General features: G+C 71.7%; 15 protein-coding genes. 5 read left to right on the top strand and 10 right to left on the bottom strand.

Going from position 1 to position 17451, the window contains the following annotated elements:
• Positions 1 to 33: 33 nt before the first annotated feature.
• Both lipA and lipB read right to left on the bottom strand, forming a co-directional pair.
• Complete coding sequence (lipA, locus tag OG219_RS13865) at positions 34 to 999, bottom strand: lipoyl synthase (RefSeq protein WP_266826351.1); 966 nt, start codon at positions 997 to 999, stop codon at positions 34 to 36.
• A 107-nt stretch (positions 1000 to 1106) separates the two neighbouring features.
• On the bottom strand, positions 1107 to 1904 hold the full coding sequence (lipB, locus tag OG219_RS13860; protein WP_266826349.1) for a lipoyl(octanoyl) transferase LipB: 798 nt from the start codon (positions 1902 to 1904) through the stop codon (positions 1107 to 1109).
• Positions 1905 to 2190: 286 nt separating this feature from the next.
• Here lipB and OG219_RS13855 point away from each other — a divergent pair, with 286 nt between their 5' ends.
• A complete protein-coding gene (locus OG219_RS13855; protein ID WP_266826348.1) occupies positions 2191 to 3630 on the top strand; it encodes a regulator in 1440 nt (479 codons plus the stop codon).
• A gap of 3 nt (positions 3631 to 3633) precedes the next feature.
• On the opposite strand, the gene OG219_RS13850 is transcribed toward OG219_RS13855, so the two are convergent.
• Positions 3634 to 5004: an NAD(P)/FAD-dependent oxidoreductase gene (locus OG219_RS13850; RefSeq protein ID WP_266826347.1), complete on the bottom strand. Its 1371-nt coding sequence runs from the start codon at positions 5002 to 5004 to the stop codon at positions 3634 to 3636.
• 346 nt (positions 5005 to 5350) lie between these two features.
• Positions 5351 to 6112, bottom strand: a complete 762-nt coding sequence (locus OG219_RS13845) for a peptidoglycan recognition protein (protein ID WP_266826345.1) — start codon at positions 6110 to 6112, stop codon at positions 5351 to 5353.
• 340 nt (positions 6113 to 6452) lie between these two features.
• On the opposite strand from OG219_RS13845, the gene OG219_RS13840 reads away from it, so the two are divergent.
• Positions 6453 to 7637, top strand: coding sequence for a MarP family serine protease (locus OG219_RS13840; RefSeq protein WP_266826343.1), 1185 nt, complete (start codon positions 6453 to 6455; stop codon positions 7635 to 7637).
• A gap of 97 nt (positions 7638 to 7734) precedes the next feature.
• Positions 7735 to 8409, top strand: coding sequence for a TetR/AcrR family transcriptional regulator (locus OG219_RS13835; protein ID WP_266826341.1), 675 nt, complete (start codon positions 7735 to 7737; stop codon positions 8407 to 8409).
• 79 nt (positions 8410 to 8488) lie between these two features.
• On the opposite strand, the gene OG219_RS13830 is transcribed toward OG219_RS13835, so the two are convergent.
• Entirely contained in the window at positions 8489 to 8977 is a 489-nt protein-coding gene (locus OG219_RS13830; protein ID WP_266826339.1) for a GNAT family N-acetyltransferase, read from the bottom strand.
• Positions 8978 to 9044: 67 nt separating this feature from the next.
• Between OG219_RS13830 and OG219_RS13825 the strand changes: the two genes are divergently transcribed.
• Complete coding sequence (locus tag OG219_RS13825; RefSeq protein ID WP_266826337.1) at positions 9045 to 9962, top strand: TIGR01777 family oxidoreductase; 918 nt, start codon at positions 9045 to 9047, stop codon at positions 9960 to 9962.
• A 166-nt stretch (positions 9963 to 10128) separates the two neighbouring features.
• Here the strand turns inward: OG219_RS13825 and OG219_RS13820 are convergent, their stop codons facing one another.
• A complete protein-coding gene (locus tag OG219_RS13820; protein ID WP_266826335.1) occupies positions 10129 to 11325 on the bottom strand; it encodes a M20 family metallopeptidase in 1197 nt (398 codons plus the stop codon).
• A 194-nt stretch (positions 11326 to 11519) separates the two neighbouring features.
• Here OG219_RS13820 and OG219_RS13815 point away from each other — a divergent pair, with 194 nt between their 5' ends.
• Complete coding sequence (locus OG219_RS13815; RefSeq protein WP_266464949.1) at positions 11520 to 11753, top strand: hypothetical protein; 234 nt, start codon at positions 11520 to 11522, stop codon at positions 11751 to 11753.
• 26 nt (positions 11754 to 11779) lie between these two features.
• Here OG219_RS13815 and OG219_RS13810 read toward each other — a convergent pair whose 3' ends face one another.
• The 4 genes from OG219_RS13810 to OG219_RS13795 form a co-directional block, all read right to left on the bottom strand.
• On the bottom strand, positions 11780 to 12298 hold the full coding sequence (locus tag OG219_RS13810) for a DUF4240 domain-containing protein (protein ID WP_266836087.1): 519 nt from the start codon (positions 12296 to 12298) through the stop codon (positions 11780 to 11782).
• 298 nt (positions 12299 to 12596) lie between these two features.
• Positions 12597 to 13568: a YafY family protein gene (locus OG219_RS13805; protein WP_266826333.1), complete on the bottom strand. Its 972-nt coding sequence runs from the start codon at positions 13566 to 13568 to the stop codon at positions 12597 to 12599.
• A gap of 103 nt (positions 13569 to 13671) precedes the next feature.
• Positions 13672 to 16374, bottom strand: a complete 2703-nt coding sequence (gene aceE / locus OG219_RS13800; protein WP_266826331.1) for a pyruvate dehydrogenase (acetyl-transferring), homodimeric type — start codon at positions 16372 to 16374, stop codon at positions 13672 to 13674.
• Positions 16375 to 16668: 294 nt separating this feature from the next.
• Positions 16669 to 17292, bottom strand: a complete 624-nt coding sequence (locus OG219_RS13795; protein WP_266826329.1) for a GntR family transcriptional regulator — start codon at positions 17290 to 17292, stop codon at positions 16669 to 16671.
• Between the last annotated feature and the right edge of the window lie 159 nt (positions 17293 to 17451).

The following is a 17451-nucleotide window of genomic DNA, read 5'->3' as shown; positions in this document are numbered from 1 at the left end:
GTACGGGGTCCTCGCACGTGTCGGTACGTCGGCTCAGACCGCCTGCGAGGCGACGTACGCGCCACGCTTCTCGATGGCCATCTGGTACAGCCGCCCGGCACGGTACGAGGAACGCACCAGCGGGCCGGACATGACACCGGAGAAGCCGATCTGCTCGGCCTCCTCCTTCAGCTCCACGAACTCGTGCGGCTTCACCCAGCGCTCGACGGGGTGGTGGCGCACCGAGGGACGCAGGTACTGCGTGATCGTGATCAGCTCGCAGCCCGCCTCGTGCAGCTGGCGGAGCGCCTCGCTGACCTCCTCGCGGGTCTCGCCCATGCCGAGGATCAGGTTCGACTTCGTGACCAGACCGTAGTCGCGGGCCTCGGTGATGACCTTCAGCGAGCGCTCGTAGCGGAAGCCGGGGCGGATGCGCTTGAAGATCCGGGGGACCGTCTCGACGTTGTGCGCGAAGACCTCGGGGCGTGAGGAGAAGACCTCGGCGAGCTGCTCGGGCTCGGCGTTGAAGTCGGGGGCCAGCAGCTCGACCTTGGTGCGGCCGGCCTCACGGCCCGAGGTCTGCGCGTGGATCTGGCGGACCGTCTCCGCGTACAGCCAGGCTCCGCCGTCCTCCAGGTCGTCGCGGGCGACGCCGGTGATCGTGGCGTAGTTCAGGTCCATCGTGACGACCGACTCGCCGACCCGGCGGGGCTCGTCGCGGTCCAGCGCCTCGGGCTTGCCCGTGTCGATCTGGCAGAAGTCGCAGCGGCGGGTGCACTGGTCTCCGCCGATGAGGAAGGTGGCCTCGCGGTCTTCCCAGCACTCATAGATGTTGGGGCAGCCCGCCTCCTGGCAGACCGTGTGCAGACCCTCGCTCTTCACCAGGGCTTGCATCTTCGTGTACTCGGGACCCATTTTCGCCCGGGTCTTGATCCACTCGGGCTTGCGCTCGATGGGGGTCTGGGCGTTCCGGACCTCCAGGCGCAGCATCTTGCGTCCGTCGGGTGCGACTGCGGACACATCGGCTCCCTGTAGCTTCGATTCTTCGGCGTACACCAGGGTACGCCCGTTCGTTTTCGGTCTCAGAGACGGGCAACCCTGCGGAACAGGGGCCCATTCCCGCTGGGCTACGCCGACGCCCGCTCGATCTCCCGGGGCAGCAGCTCCGCATTCTCCAGTACGTCCCTCAGATGCCGCTCGGCCACCGGCAGGACCTCGGCGATCGTCACGTCGCGGCCCAGTTCGTTCGCCAGGGACGTGACGCCGGCGTCACGGATGCCGCACGGGATGATGCGGTCGAACCACACGTTGTCCGGGTTCACGTTCAGTGCGAAGCCGTGCATCGTCACGCCCTTGGCGACCCGGATGCCGATCGCAGCGATCTTGCGGTCCTCGCGACGCTGGCCGGCGTTGGAGGGGGCGTACTCGGGGCCGTTGAGCCGGGCGTCGAACTCCTCGTCGTGCAGCCGCGGGTCGAAGTCCAGGGAGAGGCCGCCCAGCGCGGGGCGTTGGTCCACCGGATCGCCCAGCACCCACACCCCGCTGCGGCCCTCGACGCGGCTCGTCTCCAGGCCGAACTCCGCACACGTACGGATAAGAGCATCTTCCAGACGTCGTACGTGTGCTACGACGTCCACCGGGCGCGGCAGCTTCTGGATCGGGTAGCCCACCAGCTGACCGGGGCCGTGCCAGGTGATCTTGCCTCCGCGGTCCACGTCGATGACCGGGGTGCCGTCGAGGGGCCGCTCGTTGTCCGCCGTGCGCCGGCCTGCCGTGTAGACCGGCGGGTGCTCCAGGAGGAGACAGGTGTCGGGGACCTCGTCCAGGAAACGGGCGGCATGCACGCGCCGCTGCTCGTCCCAGGCCTCCTGGTACTCGACGGCCTCCGCACCGAATCCCATACGGACGAACCGCAACTCACTCACGGCAAGCGCCTCCCTAGAAGCTTTGTCAGGCACGCGGAACAAGCGAAGTACCTGCGTCAGGCATGTAACGCGCCCACGCCACTGTACGTCCGGCCGATGCCCGTCAGCCCGGTGGCCAATCCTCACACGATCGGATGAATGCCCGTCGAATTGTGCGACCACGCGCTCACGCTCCGCTACATTCGCGCCGTTCAACAGGCCAAAAGGGCTGCTCACAGGCAATCCGGGCCACCTCGGCGGCCCCAAGGCCGCGCAGAGGCCCGAAAGGCAGGAGACCGCACCGCAGATGACGGAACGACCCGCGCAGCGCACCCCCAACCGCCAGCTCGCCGCGCTCATCGCAGAAGCGGGGTTCTCCAACGCAGGTCTCGCCCGTCGCGTGGACCAGCTCGGCCTCGAACACGGCCTGGACCTGAGATACGACAAGACCTCGGTCACCCGGTGGCTGCGCGGCCAGCAGCCGAGAGGGACCACGCCCGCACTCATCGCCGAGGTGTTCACCCGCCGCCTCGGACGCCGGCTCAGCGCACAGGACCTCGGACTCGACGCATGCGCCCCGGTGTACGCGGGGCTGGAGTTCGCCGCGACCCCCGAAGAGGCCGTCGACATCGTCAGCGGCCTCTGGCGCAAGGACTCCGGCAGCCACGCCGAACTGCGCAAGATCGCCTTCACCCCGGCGGGACTCGTCGTCCCCAGCCGGGACTGGCTCATCGGGAAGGCCGACGACCGGGTGAGCCGCGGCGACCCCGGGCCCGGACGCGTCCCCGTGCAGGGCCGCCCCGCCGTGCCCCGGCAGCGCAACCAGACCGAGCGCGGCCCCGGGCAGAAGGTCAGCGGCGGCGACATCGCCGCGCTGCGCTCGGTGGGCGAACTCTTCCGCACCCTCGACCACGCCTACGGCGGCGGCCACGCCCGCCAGGCCCTGGTCCGCTACCTGGAGCACGAGGCCGAGCCGATGCTGCGCGGCGCGTACGGCGAGCAGACCGGGCGGCGCCTGTTCGCCGCCACCGCCGACCTCACCAGGCTCGCCGGCTGGACCTCGTACGACATCGCCGCGCACGGGCTCGCCCAGCGGTACTTCGTCCAGGCGCTGCGGCTCTCACAGGCGGCAGGGGACCGGGCGTACGGCTCATATGTCCTGGTGACGATGAGCAGGCAGGCCGTGTATCTGGGGCACGGGCGGGAAGCCGTGCAACTCGCGCGGGTCGCCCAGCAGGGCGTCGGATCGGCGGCGCCGCCCGTCATGCAGGCGATGCTGCACGCCGTCGAGGCGCGCGGGCACGGGGTGCTGGGGGAGGTGCGGGCCTGCACGGCGTCCCTGGTGCGCGCCGAACGGGCCCTGGAGGCGGCTCGCTCCGGCGACGAAGTCCCTTACTGGGCACGGCACTTCGACGAGGCTCAGCTCGCCGACGAGTTCGGGCACTGCCATCGGGATCTCCAGCAGTACCGGGCCGCCGCGCAGCACGCCGAGCGCTCGCTGCAGTTGCGGGCGCCCGGCTATGCGCGCAGCCGGCTGTTCTGCCGTGTGGTGCTCGCCTCGGCGCGGCTCGGGCTCGGGGAGCTCGACCAGGCCTGCCAGTTGGGCGCCGAGGCCGCCGTGCAGGCGGTGGAGATGCGGTCGGTCCGGGCCGTCGAGTACGTACGGGACTTCGAGCGGCGGCTCGAGCCGTACCGGGACGCGGCGCCCGTACGCGGGTACCGCGAGCGGGTGGCGGCGCTGGGCTGAGGCTCAGGCCGCCGACTCCAGGGGCTCCTCCAGTAACGCCGGGCGGGAGGAGCCCAGGTCCATGAGCACGGCGTGGGCCGCCCGGCGGGCCGAGTGCAACGCGCCCTGGACGGTGCTCGTGTCGCGGTGGTCGCCGCAGACGTACAGCCCCGCCAGGAGCCGTACCGGGCGGCGCAGGTCGTGCGGCGGGGGCATCGCGGGGACCGCCTCGGGGTCGTGGTGGACCGCGAGGAGCTCCCAGCGCGCTGTCGACGTCCCGTAGAGGCGGGCCAGTTGGGCGCGGACCGCCGCGTCCAGGTGGGCGGCGGCGGGTGGAGTGCCGAGCACGGTCGAGGAGATGAGGGCCCGTCCGGCCGGCGCGCGGGTCGCGTCCACCTGGCTGATGACCGCCGTGTGGGCCACCGGGCCGCTCCTGTCCGCGTCCAGCAGCAGGGCGCCCTCCGAGAGCGGGGGCTCGTCCGTGGTGTGGTGCAGGACCGTCACCGGATGGAAGGCGGGCATGTGGAGCCCGGGCAGCAACTCGGCGGCCGCCCGCGCGCCGGTCGCCAACAGGACGGCCCGGCAGGTGATTTCACCGTGGTCCCGCGTGGTCACGCTGGTCGTGGAGACCGTGCCGACCTGGACGCCCGTGTGGACCGTGCCCGGCGGGAGCGAGGCCGCGAGAAGTTCCGGAAGCGTGTCCGCGCCGCCCTCCGGCAGACACAGGCGGCCCGTCGCGAAGGAATGCAGCGCCAGGTCCGCGCAGCGGCTGGAGGTCTGGAGTGCCGGGTCGCAGAGCAGCGCGGCGAGGAGGGGGCGCAGGAAGCCGTCGACCGTGCGGGGCGGGAGGCCCCGGGCGGCCAGCGCCTGTGCCGCGGGGAGATCGGGGCGGGCGAGGAGGCGGGCCGGTGGGATGGCAGCGAGACGGGCCAGCGCGGTGGAGAGACGGGTCTGGTCGAGGGGGCCGCCGAGGGGGCCGGGGCGGGGGGCTCCGCCCGGGGGGCGTGGCCGGGGGAGGCGGGGGGCGCTCGCCAGGGCGCGCGCGGCGGTGAGTGCGCCCCTTGCGCTCCGGGGAGCGCTGGGGGCGGCCGCGCGGTGATGCCGGCCGTCGCTGTGCAGCAGGACGCCCGGCGAGAACGGGCGCAGGGTCAGGGTGTTCAGGCCCGGGGTGCGGCGTAGTTCGGGGTACGCCGTGGAGAGGAGCCGGCCCGCGCGGTCGAGCCGGAAGCCGTCGACTTTTTCCGTGGACATGCGGCCGCCCACGTTCTGGGCGGCCTCCAGGACCGTGGCAGTGAGGCCTGCCCTGGTCAGATGCTGGGCGGCTGCGAGGCCGGCGACCCCGGCCCCCACGATGACGACGTCCACGTCTTGCGCCAGGCGAGCGGGCTCTAGCACGTGCTCCTCCTCGAGGTTGCGCGGCGGCCTTGCCGGGTGGGGACGTCATGCCCCCAACGGGCTCCAGGGATACCCGAGTTCGGATCGAGGGTAGGGGCGTGTCCGCCGGGGGCAAGTCGCGCGGGGGCCGTGCACGGTCGCATGGGGGTGCGTGGGGGTGGGCCCGGGGTGGGTTTTCGCCCCCTCCGCCCCTACCCGTCCCGCACTTCCGGGCTACGCCCGGTTTCAGCCCGTCCGGCGTTTGAGGACGAGGCCGTTCAGGCCGACAGCGGGGGTCTGGGGGCGCAGACCTCAGGTACGGGACGGGTAGGGGCGGAGGGGGCGAAAGAATCCCGCAGGCCCCCGCTCACCGCCCCTGAAGGCGCGCCGCCTGCTCCCGGATCGCCGGCAGGCGGGCCGTCAGCGCGGCGCCCGGGCAACTGGTCATGAAGCCGTCGTTGTGGCCGGCCAGAGTGGGCAGCACGGCGGACGTCCCGGCGGCGAACCGGGCGAGGTTGTTGCTGGACACCAGCCGGACGGTGGCACGCGGATCGACGTCCGAGAGACCGAGCTTCCACGCGGTGAGCGCGGCGATCGCGTCGGTCATCGCCCGCGGCACCGGCGTCCCCGCCGTGAACGTACCGATCGCCGCGACCCCGGCCGTCCGATGGTTGAAGCCCTGCGCGTGCGCCCCGGTGACGGGCCGGTCGACGCCCCCCGCGCGGCCCTCGTAGATCGTGCCGCAGCGATCGACGAGGAAGTTGTACCCGATGTCGTCCCACTGCCGGGCGCCGGTCTGCCCGGCGTACAGGTAACGGATGATGCGGGGCGCGTCGGCGCAGTCGTACCCGTTCGGTGAGTCGGTGTGGTGCACGAAGACGGCGACGACCCGGTCGTCGTAGCGGGCGGGCGGCTGGTCGTGTGTGCTCTCGGCGTCCAGCCACCGCGACCGCGGCACGATGGGCGGCTTGGCCGCGGGATGGACCACGGCGGGCCGGGCGGCGACCGGCGGCCGCGCCGGACGGTCCCCCGTACGGCCCACCCGCACGGCGCACACGACAAGCAGCAGGACGGCGACAAGGCCGGGCACACACGCGAGCCCGACGAGAACCGCCCGCGGCAGCCGCACCCTCCGTGACCGGGCACGCGGCGACCACGCGCCGCGGGACCGCGCACTCCGCGGCCGATCCCCCCGCGACAGGGACAGGGACGAGAGGGGCAGCCGGCGCACCGCACGCCTCGCCCGCCCCCCACCCCGTATTCGTGCCCCCCGCGTCTTCCGGAAGACACGCATGCACTCACCCTGACCCGGAACCGCGCCCCCCGCGATGTGTGTTGTGCCACCCGGTGGAACCTTCGCGGAACCATCGGCCCGGTCCGGGACGTTTTTAGAGGTCCAGGCACCCGCGCGTGCCTGATCACTGGGCCCGCGTCACGCGTACTAGGGGGCCCGAGAGAAAGGCGGCCCCGTGGACCTGCTCGACCTCCTGCTGTTGCTGGTGATCCTGGCCTACGCGGCGTCCGGCTACCGTCGCGGCCTGGTCGCCGGCTGTGTCTCGCTGGCCGGTTTCGTGGGCGGCGCCGTCATCGGCGTATGGGTGCTGCCCTGGATGATGGACCTGGTGGAGCCGGGGACACCCGGGGCCACGGTGACGGCCGTGCTGACGGTGCTCGTGCCCGCCGTGCTGGGCCACGAACTGATGGGACGGCTCGCGCTGAAGCTGCGCCGCGAGCTGGACACCGGGCCTCTGCGGGTGGCCGACGGAATCGGCGGGGCCGCGGCGAACACGGTCGCCGTGCTCCTGGTGGCCTGGGTGGCCGCGAGCGTCCTGGGCGCCTCCTCGTCCGCCGTCGTCACCCAGTCGATCCGCAACTCCGCGCTCCTTGGCGCCGTGCAGGACGCGATGCCGGAGACCACACCGACCTGGTTCTCGCGCGCGACCTCGGCGCTCACCGAGGCGGGCTTCCCGCAGGTCTTCAACCCCTTCGAGAACGAGCCGGCGGCCGGTGTCGCGAAGCCCTCCGGGGACAGCGTCACGGCGACCGCGACGAACGCCGCCAAGCTGAGCACCGTGAAGGTCGAGGGCGTCTCGGGCAACCAGGGCCGCGAGGGCAGCGGCTTCGTCTACACCTCGGAGCACGTGATGACCAACGCCCATGTGGTGGCGGGCATCGACGAGCCGACCGTCCGGGTGGGCGGCGTGGGCCGCGCGTACGAGGCGACGGTGGTGCTCTTCGACCCGCAGAAGGACGTCGCGGTCCTGTACGTCCCGGGCCTCGAGGCGCCCGTGCTCCCCTTCGACGACACGGCCACGCGCGGCGACTCGGCGGTCGTGGCGGGCTACCCGCAGGACGGCGGGCTCGACCTCCAGGCCGCCACGGTCGCGAGCCGGATCGACGCGACGGGCCAGAACATCTACAGCACGGGCACCGTCACCCGCGAGATCTACTCGATCCGCTCCACCGTCCGCCCCGGCAACTCCGGCGGCCCGCTCCTCACCACCGACGGCAAGGTGTACGGCGTCGTCTTCGCCCGCTCGACCTCCGACGACGAGACGGGTTACGTCCTGACGGCGGACGAGGTCGCGGGCGACGCCCGGCAGGCGGCGAACGCCACGGCGGCGGTGGACACGGGCGACCTCATCGCCTCCTGACGCTCGGAAGCGGGGGCCGACGGCCCGCCTGCGTGGCACGTTTTGCCATGTCGGCGTAAAGCGCCCCCGCACCGTTTCCGGGCGTACTCTTTCTCCGGTGAGCAGCCAGCCGTCCCCCGCACCGCCCGCCCGCTCCCTGACCGAGCGACGCAAGGCGGCGACCCAGCTCGACATCGCACGCGCGGCGGCGGAACTCTTCATGGAGTACGGCCCCGGCGGCACCACGGCGGAGGACATCGCCCGCCGCGCCGGAGTCGCGCTGCGCACCTTCTACCGGTACTTCCGCAACAAGCAGGACGCCGTCGGCCCGCTGCTCTCCGCCGGCGGAGACCACTGGCGCGACCTGCTCGCGGCGACGGAACCGGGAACAGCGCTTCCCGAAGCACTGGAGAAGGCGATCGAGGAGGCGCTGTCCAGCCCCGACGAACACGCGGCCGAGGGCCTGAACCTGACCCGCGCGCTGCTCCGGGCGGCCGTGGACGACCCGGCCCTGCGCGCCGTCTGGTACCGCGTCAACCAGGACTCCGAGGAGAAGCTGATCCCGGTGGTGGCCCGTCTCTCCGGTGCCGAGGCGGACCCCCTGGAGGCCCGCCTCGCCGCCGCGGCGGCCACGGACGCGATCAGGGTCGCCCTGGAGGCCTGGGCGGAGACGGACGCGGACGTGCGGGGGCCGGGCTCCCCGGCCGAACTGGCGGTGCGGTGTCTGCGTCAACTCATGGGCGGAATGGGTCCGTTGCTCGCGGGCAGTCCGGCGGGGGGAGAGAAGGGCTGATCAGGGTGGGCACCTCAGGGTCAGACGGGCACCTCAGGCTCAGGAGGGCACCTCGGGCTCAGGAGGGCGCACCTCAGGTTCAGAGGTGACGCCCCATCAGTACGTCATCCACGTACGAGCCTTCGAGCAGGAACTCCTCCGGCAGGATCCCCTCCACCACGAACCCCTCGGACTCGTAGAGCTTCCTGGCCGGGGTGTTGTGCCCCAGCACGCGCAGCGTGATGCGCCGGGCCCCCTGTCGCCGCGCCTCCTCCTGAGCGGCCCGCAGCAGCGCCCGCCCGACCCCGGCACCGCGCGCCTCGTCGGCGACGACCAGGCCCTGGACCTGCCGCACATGGGAGTTGCAGGGGAGGGGGGTCGGGAACCCCAGCCGGATGTAGCCGACGACCTCGTCGCCGAGCTCGGCGACGAGGTGATCACGCGGCCCGAACCGCTCGTTGTAGAAGGGTTCGTACGGCGGACTGGGGCGCGGCGTGACGGCGTGCAGCGTGGACCAGGTGACGCGGTCGAGTCGGCCGAGCGTGTCCTCGTCGTCGAAGGCGGCGAAACGTATATGCGGAACCGGCATGAGGATCACTGTACGGCGGCCCTGTCCGGCCCCGTGATTTCCTGACCGGGCGCGGCAGTATGGACCCATGAGCGACTCACCCCTTGCCCCCGGTTCCCGCGTCGCGATCGCCGGTGCGTCCGGCCTGATCGGGTCGGCGCTGGCGCGTTCCCTCACCTCGGACGGATACGAGGTGATCCGCCTCGTCCGCCGCGCGCCCGCTGGGAAGGACGAGATCCAGTGGGATCCGGAGGGCCACCGGCTCGACGCGGCGCGACTCGAAGGGTGTGCGGCGGTGGTCAATCTCGCGGGGGCAGGGGTCGCTTCGCGGTACTGGACCAAGGCGTACAAGGCGAAGATCCGTTGCAGCCGGGTGCTCGGCACGAAGACGCTGGCCGACGCGGTCGCCTCGCTCGACTCGCCGCCGCGGGTGTTCGTCAACGGCAGTGCGATCGGGTTCTACGGGGACACCGGCGGGCGGGCCGTGGACGAGTCGGCGCCCGCCGGGGACGGGTTCCTCTCCTCCCTCTGCGTGGAGTGGGAGGGGGCGACGGCTGCCGTCCAGGAGGCGGGGGTCCGCACGGTCCTCGTCCGTACGGGGCTGGTGGTGGCCCGCAAGGGCGGGGCCTGGGGGAAGCTCTTCCCGCTCTTCAAGGCGGGGCTCGGGGGGCGGATGGGGTCCGGTGGCCAGTACTGGAGCTTTGTCTCGCTGCACGACGAGGTGGCCGCGATCCGGCACCTGATCGACACCGAGTCGCTGTCGGGTCCATTCAACCTGACGGCCCCCGAGCCCCTCACCAACCGTGAGATCACCGAGGCGATGGGGCGCGTCCTGCACCGACCCACCGTCCTCGCGACGCCGGCCCCGCTTCTCCGCCTCGCCCTCGGCGGCATGTCCGACGACATCCTCGGCAGCCAGCGGGTCCTTCCCACGCGCCTTCTCGAATCGGGCTTCACCTTCGCGTTCCCGACGATCGAGGGGGCGTTGCGGGCGGCGCTGCGGTGACGAGGGTTTTCGCCCCCTCCGCCCCTACCCGTCCCATCCTTCGGGGCTCCGCCCCGTTTCAGCCCGTCCGGCGTTTGAGGACGAGGCCGTTCAGGCCGATAGCGGGGGTCTGGGGGCGGCAGCCCCCAGGAACAAGGGACGGGTAGGGGCGGCGGGGGCGAAAAAACTACGCCCGCACCCGCCGCCACGCCATCTCCGCCAGCACCGCCGCCCCCGCCGGTATCGCCGCGTCGTCGAACACCGCGTACGCGGAGTGGTTGAACGGAGCCGTCGCCGGGTCGGTGCCGGGCGGGCAGGCGGACAGGCCCAGTTGGACTCCCGGGGTGACCGCGGTGACGCGGGAGAAGTCCTCCGACGCCATGATGGGGTGCTCGGCGGTGTACCAACCGGCCTCGCCGTACAGGTCGGTCACGACCTCACGGCCGAGGTCCACCGCCTCCCGCGCCGCGATCATCGCGGGGTAGATCTCCTCCGCGGACACATCGGCCGCCACACCCCAGCCGTCCGCGATCCCCCGCACGAGCCGCACCGCACGCGGCAGGAAGTCCGCCATCGCCTCCGGTGAGGTCGAGCGAACCGTCGCCTCGAACTCGGCGGTCCCCGGGATGATGTTGAGCTTGGTACCCGCCGCGAAGACACCGACGGTGAGTACCACCGGGTCGAAGACCGAGGTCGTACGGGTGACGAGGTTCTGGAGGGCGAGGACCATCTCGGCGGCGACGGGGACCGGATCGGCCGCGGAGTGAGGGGTGGATCCATGGCCGCCCTTGCCGCGCACGGTGACCTTCAGTTCGGCGTTGCCCGCCGTCTGCGTCCCCACGCGGCCGTGGAAGGTGCCGCACTGAGCCCCGTTGGACATCACATGCACCGAGTACGCACCGACGAGCGGCGAACCCGCGGCCTCCAACAGCCCTTCCCCGATCATCAGCCCGGCCCCGTCGTACCCCTCCTCACCCGGCTGGAACATGAAGACGACCGTGCCCGGCAGCTCCTGCCTCCTGGCGCACAGCAGCCGCGCCGCGCCCACCAGGATCGCCACATGCTGGTCGTGCCCGCACGCGTGCATCACCCCGTCGAACCGCGACCGGTAGGGGACTTCGGCCAGCTCCTGGAGCGGCAGCGCGTCCATGTCGCCGCGCAGCAGCACCGCGGGGCCCGGGCGCCCGCCGCGCAGCACGGCGACCACCGAACCGAGCGCCTTGCCGCGGCTGATCTCCAGCGGCAGCCCGGCGAGCGCGCCGAGCACCTTCGCCTGGGTGAGCGGGAGTTGGAGACCCGTCTCCGGCTCGCGGTGCAACGCGTGCCGCAGCAGCGTCAGTTCGGGGGCGATGGCTTCGGCGGCTGCACGGAAGGAAGGGGTCATGGGGTGGGCGGCTCCTCAACTCTGGTCGCTGGTACGGAAACCCTGGTCGCTGATACCGATCGTCGCCGAAAACTCCGGCGAGCGTGCACAGCCGAAACCACCGCGACAACCACAGCCACGCCGCAGGTGGCTCACAGAATTCCCAGAGCCGGGCGTCCTACCGTCGTCGTACGCACTGACTGGAGGTGGGGATCATGAGCGGCAGTCGTAGGCAAACCCCAGAGAAGGGTGCCGGCTGGGCCAGGGCGGCGCGCGGTCCGTGGACGGTGGTCTGCGCGATGGTGACGGTCGTCCTGGGGCCGGCCGCGGTCACGGCGTCGGCCCTGGACCAGGCCAACGCGGCACCGATGTACCACGCGGTGAAGCTCGACCAGACGCAGGCGTACATCCCCTCGGACACCGGTCGCCGGAAGACTCTGGCGACCTGAGGTTCCTGAGCGCCTGATCCGCTGGTTCAGCCCCTGAACCGCTCCCACAGCTTGGGGTAGGTCTCCGCGAGCGCCGACTCGTTCTCGAAGTCGACCGGTGTACCCTCCGGCTCGGGCGGCGCGGGCGGAATGCCCAGGTCGGGGGCGACGACTCCGGTGAGCTGTTCGTACGCCTCGTCCGCCGAGTAGCCCAGTTCCTCGCCGTCGCCGTCGATCTCCTCGTCGAAGTCGTCCACGAGGTCGGCGAGCGAGTCGGGGTCGTGCACCGCGCCCTCGAAGACCTCCCGGCCCTGGCCGATCAGCCAGCACCGGAAGAAGTCGAAGGCGTCGTCGCTGGCGCCGTCGAGCAGTACCCAGGCCGCGCCCCACAGATCCCAGCGGTAGGCACGGTTGTAGCGGGACTCGAAGTGCCGGGCGAAGTCCAGGACCGAGTCCGGGTCCGTCTGGAGGAGCCGCTCGACGAGCAGGTCGGCCTGCTCCTCGGGGTCACCCTCGGCGCCCTCACGGGTCGCGTCCACCAGCTCCCAGAACTCCGTCTCGTCCATCACGGGTCAAGCATCGGGCCTGGACGGGAGGGACGCACGTGGAGTGCCGCAGATTGTTATGCGTGCACATGCCGAAGGTAAAACCGCCGGTTCGGGCGGATTTCCGAGGGGGCCGTGTCATCTGGCCGAGACGGGCGGGTGGGTGGGAGACCCGTCGCGGAGCGGCGGAGAAGGGTGCTGGGGAGCGGGGCGAGTCGGGTGGGTGGGTGGGAGAGCCGCCGCGGAGCGGCGGGGATCGGCGCCGGAAAGGCGCGGTCACCGGTACAAGGCGGCGGGGATCGGTGCCAGAAAGGCGCGGTCACCGGTAAAGGGAGGCCAGCCGAGCCGCGTCCCCCGCGAAGCGGTCACGGAGCGCCGCCGGGGACAGTACCTCCACCTCCGCCCCGAGCCCCGTCAGCTGCGAATGGGCGACCTCCTCGGACTCGACGGCGAGGGCGACGGTCACCCGGCCCCCGCTGTCCGGCGAGCCGCAGGCGGCCAGCGCCTCCCGTGCGGACGCGGGATCGACGACGTACGGAAGTCTTCGCACGCCCTCGGCAGACAGCCGTACGACGACCTCGGCCCGCAGGATGGACCGGGCGAACTCCTCGGCCCGCTCGGCCCAGAATCCCGGCAGGTCGAACCCCTCCTCCCGGCTGAAGCGGTCCGCGGCGCCGTCCACCGCCGTGAACCGGTCGATCCGGTACACCCGGAAGGAGCCCGCGTCCGGCACCCGCGCGCACAGGTACCAGACGCCCGCCTTCAGCACGAGCCCGTACGGCTCGAGGTCCCGCTCCACCTCGGCCTTCCCGCGCCGGTAGCGCGCGGTGATCCGCCGGTCGTCCCAGACCGCGTCCGCGACCGTGGGCAGCAGCTCGGGCGCCTTGGGCTCGCTGAACCAGGCTGGCGCGTCCAGATGGAACCGCTGCGCCACCGTCCGAGAGGCGTCCCGCAGGGACGGAAGCAGCGCCGCGGACACCTTCAGCCGGGCCGCCGAGGCCGCGTCCTCGAGCCCCATCTCGCGCAGCGCCCCCGGCACCCCGCTCAGGAACAGCGCCTCCGCCTCCCCGCGCGCAAGCCCGGTCAGCCGGGTCCGGTAGCCCCCGACCAGCCGGTACCCGCCGGTCCGCCCCCGGTCCGCGTACACCGGGACCCCCGCCTCCGACAGCGCCTGCGCGTCCCGGGTGATCGTCCGCTCGGACACCTCCAGCTCCCGAGCCAGCTCAGCGGCGGTCATCGACGGCCGCGACTGGAGCAGCAGCACCATCTTGATCAGGCGGGCAGCACGCATACGTTCATGATGCCGCGCCCCACTGACACCGAAGGGCACGCGCCCCACCGACAGCGAAGGGGCACGGCAACCGCCGTACCCCTTCGCCTGAGAACTCCGGAACCTACAGTCCGTACCGCTCCCGCGCTTCCTTCACCGCCGTGGCCTTGACCTCACCACGGCGCGCGAGCTGCGCGAGCGCCGCGACGACGATCGACTCCGCGTCGACGCCGAAGTGGCGGCGGGCGGCGTCACGGGTGTCGGACAGACCGAAGCCGTCGGCACCGAGCGAGGAGTAGTCCTGCTCGACCCACTGCGCGATCTGGTCCGGGACCTGGCGCATGTAGTCGGAGACCGCGAGGACCGGGCCCTCGGCGCCGTGCAGCGCCTGGCGGACGTACGGCACCCGCTCCTCACCGCGCAGCAGCGCCGCGTCGGCGTCGAGGGCGTCGCGCCGCAGCTCGGTCCAGGAGGTCGCGGACCACACGTCGGCGGCCACGCCCCACTCCTCCGCCAGCAGCTTCTGAGCGGCGAGGGTCCAGTGGATCGCCGTACCGGAGCCGATGAGCTGGATGCGCGCGGCGTTGGCGGCCGGGGAAAGCCCCGCCGACTCGGCCGTGTTGAAGCGGTACAGGCCCTTGACGATGCCCTCGTCGATACCGAGTCCGGCCGGCTTGGCGGGCTGCGGGATCGGCTCGTTGTAGACCGTCAGGTAGTAGAAGACGTTCGGGTCCTCGCCGGGCGCCGCCTCGCCGTACATCCGGCGCAGACCGTCCTTGACGATCGTCGCGACCTCGTACGCGAACGCCGGGTCGTACGACATGGCCGCCGGGTTGGTCGCCGCGATGACGGGGGAGTGGCCGTCGGCGTGCTGCAGGCCCTCGCCCGTCAGCGTCGTGCGTCCTGCCGTGGCGCCGACCAGGAAGCCGCGGCCGAGCTGGTCGCCGAGCTGCCACATCTGGTCGGCCGTGCGCTGCCAGCCGAACATCGAGTAGAAGATGTAGAACGGGATCATCGCTTCGCCGTGCGTGCTGTACGCGGTGGACGCGGCGATGAAGTCCGCCATGGAACCGGCCTCGGTGATCCCCTCGTTGAGGATCTGGCCGTCCTTGGCCTCCTTGTAGTACATCAGCTGGTCGCGGTCGACCGGCTCGTACGTCTGGCCCTTCGGCGAGTAGATCCCGAGGGACGGGAAGAGCGACTCCATACCGAAGGTGCGCGCCTCGTCGGGGACGATCGGCACCCAGCGCTTACCGGTCTGCTTGTCGCGTACGAGGTCCTTGACCAGGCGTACGAACGCCATGGTCGTCGCCACGTTCTGCGAGCCGGAGCCCTTGTCGAAGGACGTGAACGTCTTGTCGGCGGGGGCGGGCAGCGGCGCGAGCGCGTGCGTACGGCGGGCCGGGGCCGGGCCGCCGAGGGCCGCGCGGCGCTCCTGGAGGTAGCGGACCTCGGGGGAGTCGGCGCCGGGGTGGCCGTAAGGCACCACACCGTCGACGAACTGGCTGTCGGAGATGGGCAGTTCGAGCAGGTCACGCATCTGCTTGAACTCGTCCGTCGACAGCTTCTTCATCTGGTGGTTCGCGTTCTTCGACGCGAAGCCCTCGCCCAGGGTGTGGCCCTTGACCGTCTGGGCCAGGATCACCGTCGGCGCGCCCTTGTGCTCGACGGCCGCCTTGTAGGCCGCGTACACCTTGCTCGCCTCGTGACCGCCGCGCGAGAGGTGGAAACACTCGAGGATCTTGTCGTCGCTCAGCAGCTGCGCCATCGCGACGAGCGCCGGGTCCTTGCCGAAGAAGTCCTGGCGGATGTAGGCGGCGTCGCGGGTCTGGTACGTCTGCACCTGGGCGTCCGGTACCTCGCGCAGGCGGCGTACGAGCGCCCCCGTCGTGTCGAGCCGGAACAGCTCGTCCCAGGCCGAGCCCCACAGCGACTTGATGACGTTCCAGCCGGCGCCGCGGAACTGCGCCTCCAGCTCCTGCACGATCTTGAAGTTGGCGCGGACCGGGCCGTCGAGGCGCTGCAGGTTGCAGTTGATGACGAAGGTCAGGTTGTCCAGGCCCTCGCGGGAGGCCAGCGCGAGTGCCGCCGTCGACTCCGGCTCGTCCATCTCGCCGTCGCCGAGGAACGCCCACACGTGGGACGCGGACACGTCCTTGATGTTGCGGCTGGTGAGGTAGCGGTTGAAGCGCGCCTGGTAGATCGCGGAGAGCGGGCCGAGGCCCATCGACACCGTCGGGAACTCCCAGAGCCAGGGGAGGCGGCGCGGGTGCGGGTACGAGGGCAGGCCGTCGCCGCCGGACTCGCGGCGGAAGTGGTCGAGGTGGTGCTCGGTCAGCCGGCCGTCGAGGAAGGCGCGGGCGTAGATGCCGGGGGAGGCGTGGCCCTGGATGTAGAGCTGGTCGCCGGACCCGTCACCCTCCTTGCCCTTGAAGAAGTGGTTGAAGCCGGTCTCGTAGAGCCAGGCCGCGGAGGCGAAGGTGGCGATGTGGCCGCCGACGCCGTATTTGCTGCCTCGTGTCACCATCGCGGCCGCGTTCCAGCGGTTCCACGCGGTGATCCGGTTCTCCATCGCCTGGTCGCCGTCCGCGACGGGCTCGGCGGCGGTGGGGATGGTGTTGACGTAGTCGGTCTCAAGCAGCTTGGGCAGCGCGAGACCGTTGCCCTCGGCGCGCTCCAGTGTGCGGCGCATCAGGTACGCGGCACGGTGCGGCCCGGCCGCCTGGGTGACGGCGTCCAGGGAGGCCTGCCATTCGGCGGTCTCCTCGGGGTCGCGGTCCGGGAGCTGGTCGAGCTCGCTCGGCTGGATTGCGGTGGGGTCGGTCATTGCGCCGCCTTCCGGATGCGGAGGGGGGTTCCCTCGTCGGTAAGGGGTTTTCGGGTGCCCTTGATGTCTTTGGCAGGACAGGGCGGTGGGCTCTGGTGGGAGCCCGGGGTGACTGTAACTCCCTGATCGATGATCGATCAAAGGGTTCCAGGGGAAAACTTCTCCAGATCGGGAAAGTCGGCACGGGGTGCCTTCAAGGCGGGCACCGGGTGCCTTGGATTCAAAGGGTTTTCGCAGGTGAGCGAGGGTGCGCTCCGCTGTGTCACGTGCGTGGAGGTGTGTGTGTCACGCACTTCAGGCGCGCGGCGCGCAACCCAGTACGTGCGCCTTCACCAGGTCCGCGATCAGCGGGTCCCGGCGGCGGAATGCGTCCACAAGGGCCTCATGCTCCTCCGCGTACGACTGCTGTACGGTCCCCAGCCAGCGGATGGACAGGGCCGTGAACACCTCGATGCCCAGGCCCTCCCAGGTGTGCAGCAGGACCGAGTTCCCGGCCGCCCGGACCAGCTCCCGGTGGAAGCCGACGGTGTGCCGGACCTGGCCGGTCCCGTCGGACAGCCGGTCGGCCTCGTAGAGCGCCGTGACGTGCGGCTCCAGGGCCGAACAGTCCAGGGCGAGCCGCTCGGCCGCCAGCTCCGCCGCGATGGCCTCCAGACCGGCCCGTACGGGATAACTCTCCTCCAGGTCGGCCGCGGTCAGATTCCGTACGCGGACGCCCTTGTTGGGCGCCGACTCGATCAGCCGCAGCGACTCCAGCTCGCGCAGCGCCTCCCGCACCGGCGTCTGGCTGACCTCCAGCTCGGTCGCGATCCGCCGCTCCACGATCCGCTCGCCCGGCTTCCAGCGCCCGCTGACGATCCCCTCCACGATGTGCTCGCGGATCTGTTCGCGCAGCGAGTGGACGACGGGCGCGGTCATGAGGGCTCCTTGCGCAGGGGGCGTGCCGGCCCCAAGGGCGTTTGACGTTTAGACAATAAGGCCGCGCCCCCGCCGAGGAGAGGCGCACAGGGGCGCTTTCGCGCAGGTGAGACGAGACTTACACGCTCGCAGAGCTGCGCCATTTGTAAAGACCCGTAC

Origin of the sequence: Streptomyces sp. NBC_00038, from assembly GCF_026343635.1 — a bacterium.
Taxonomy (GTDB): Bacteria; Actinomycetota; Actinomycetes; order Streptomycetales; family Streptomycetaceae; genus Streptomyces.
The sequence above is the reverse complement of the archived record's forward strand: the minus strand, read 5'-3'. Positions and strand labels throughout refer to the sequence as shown.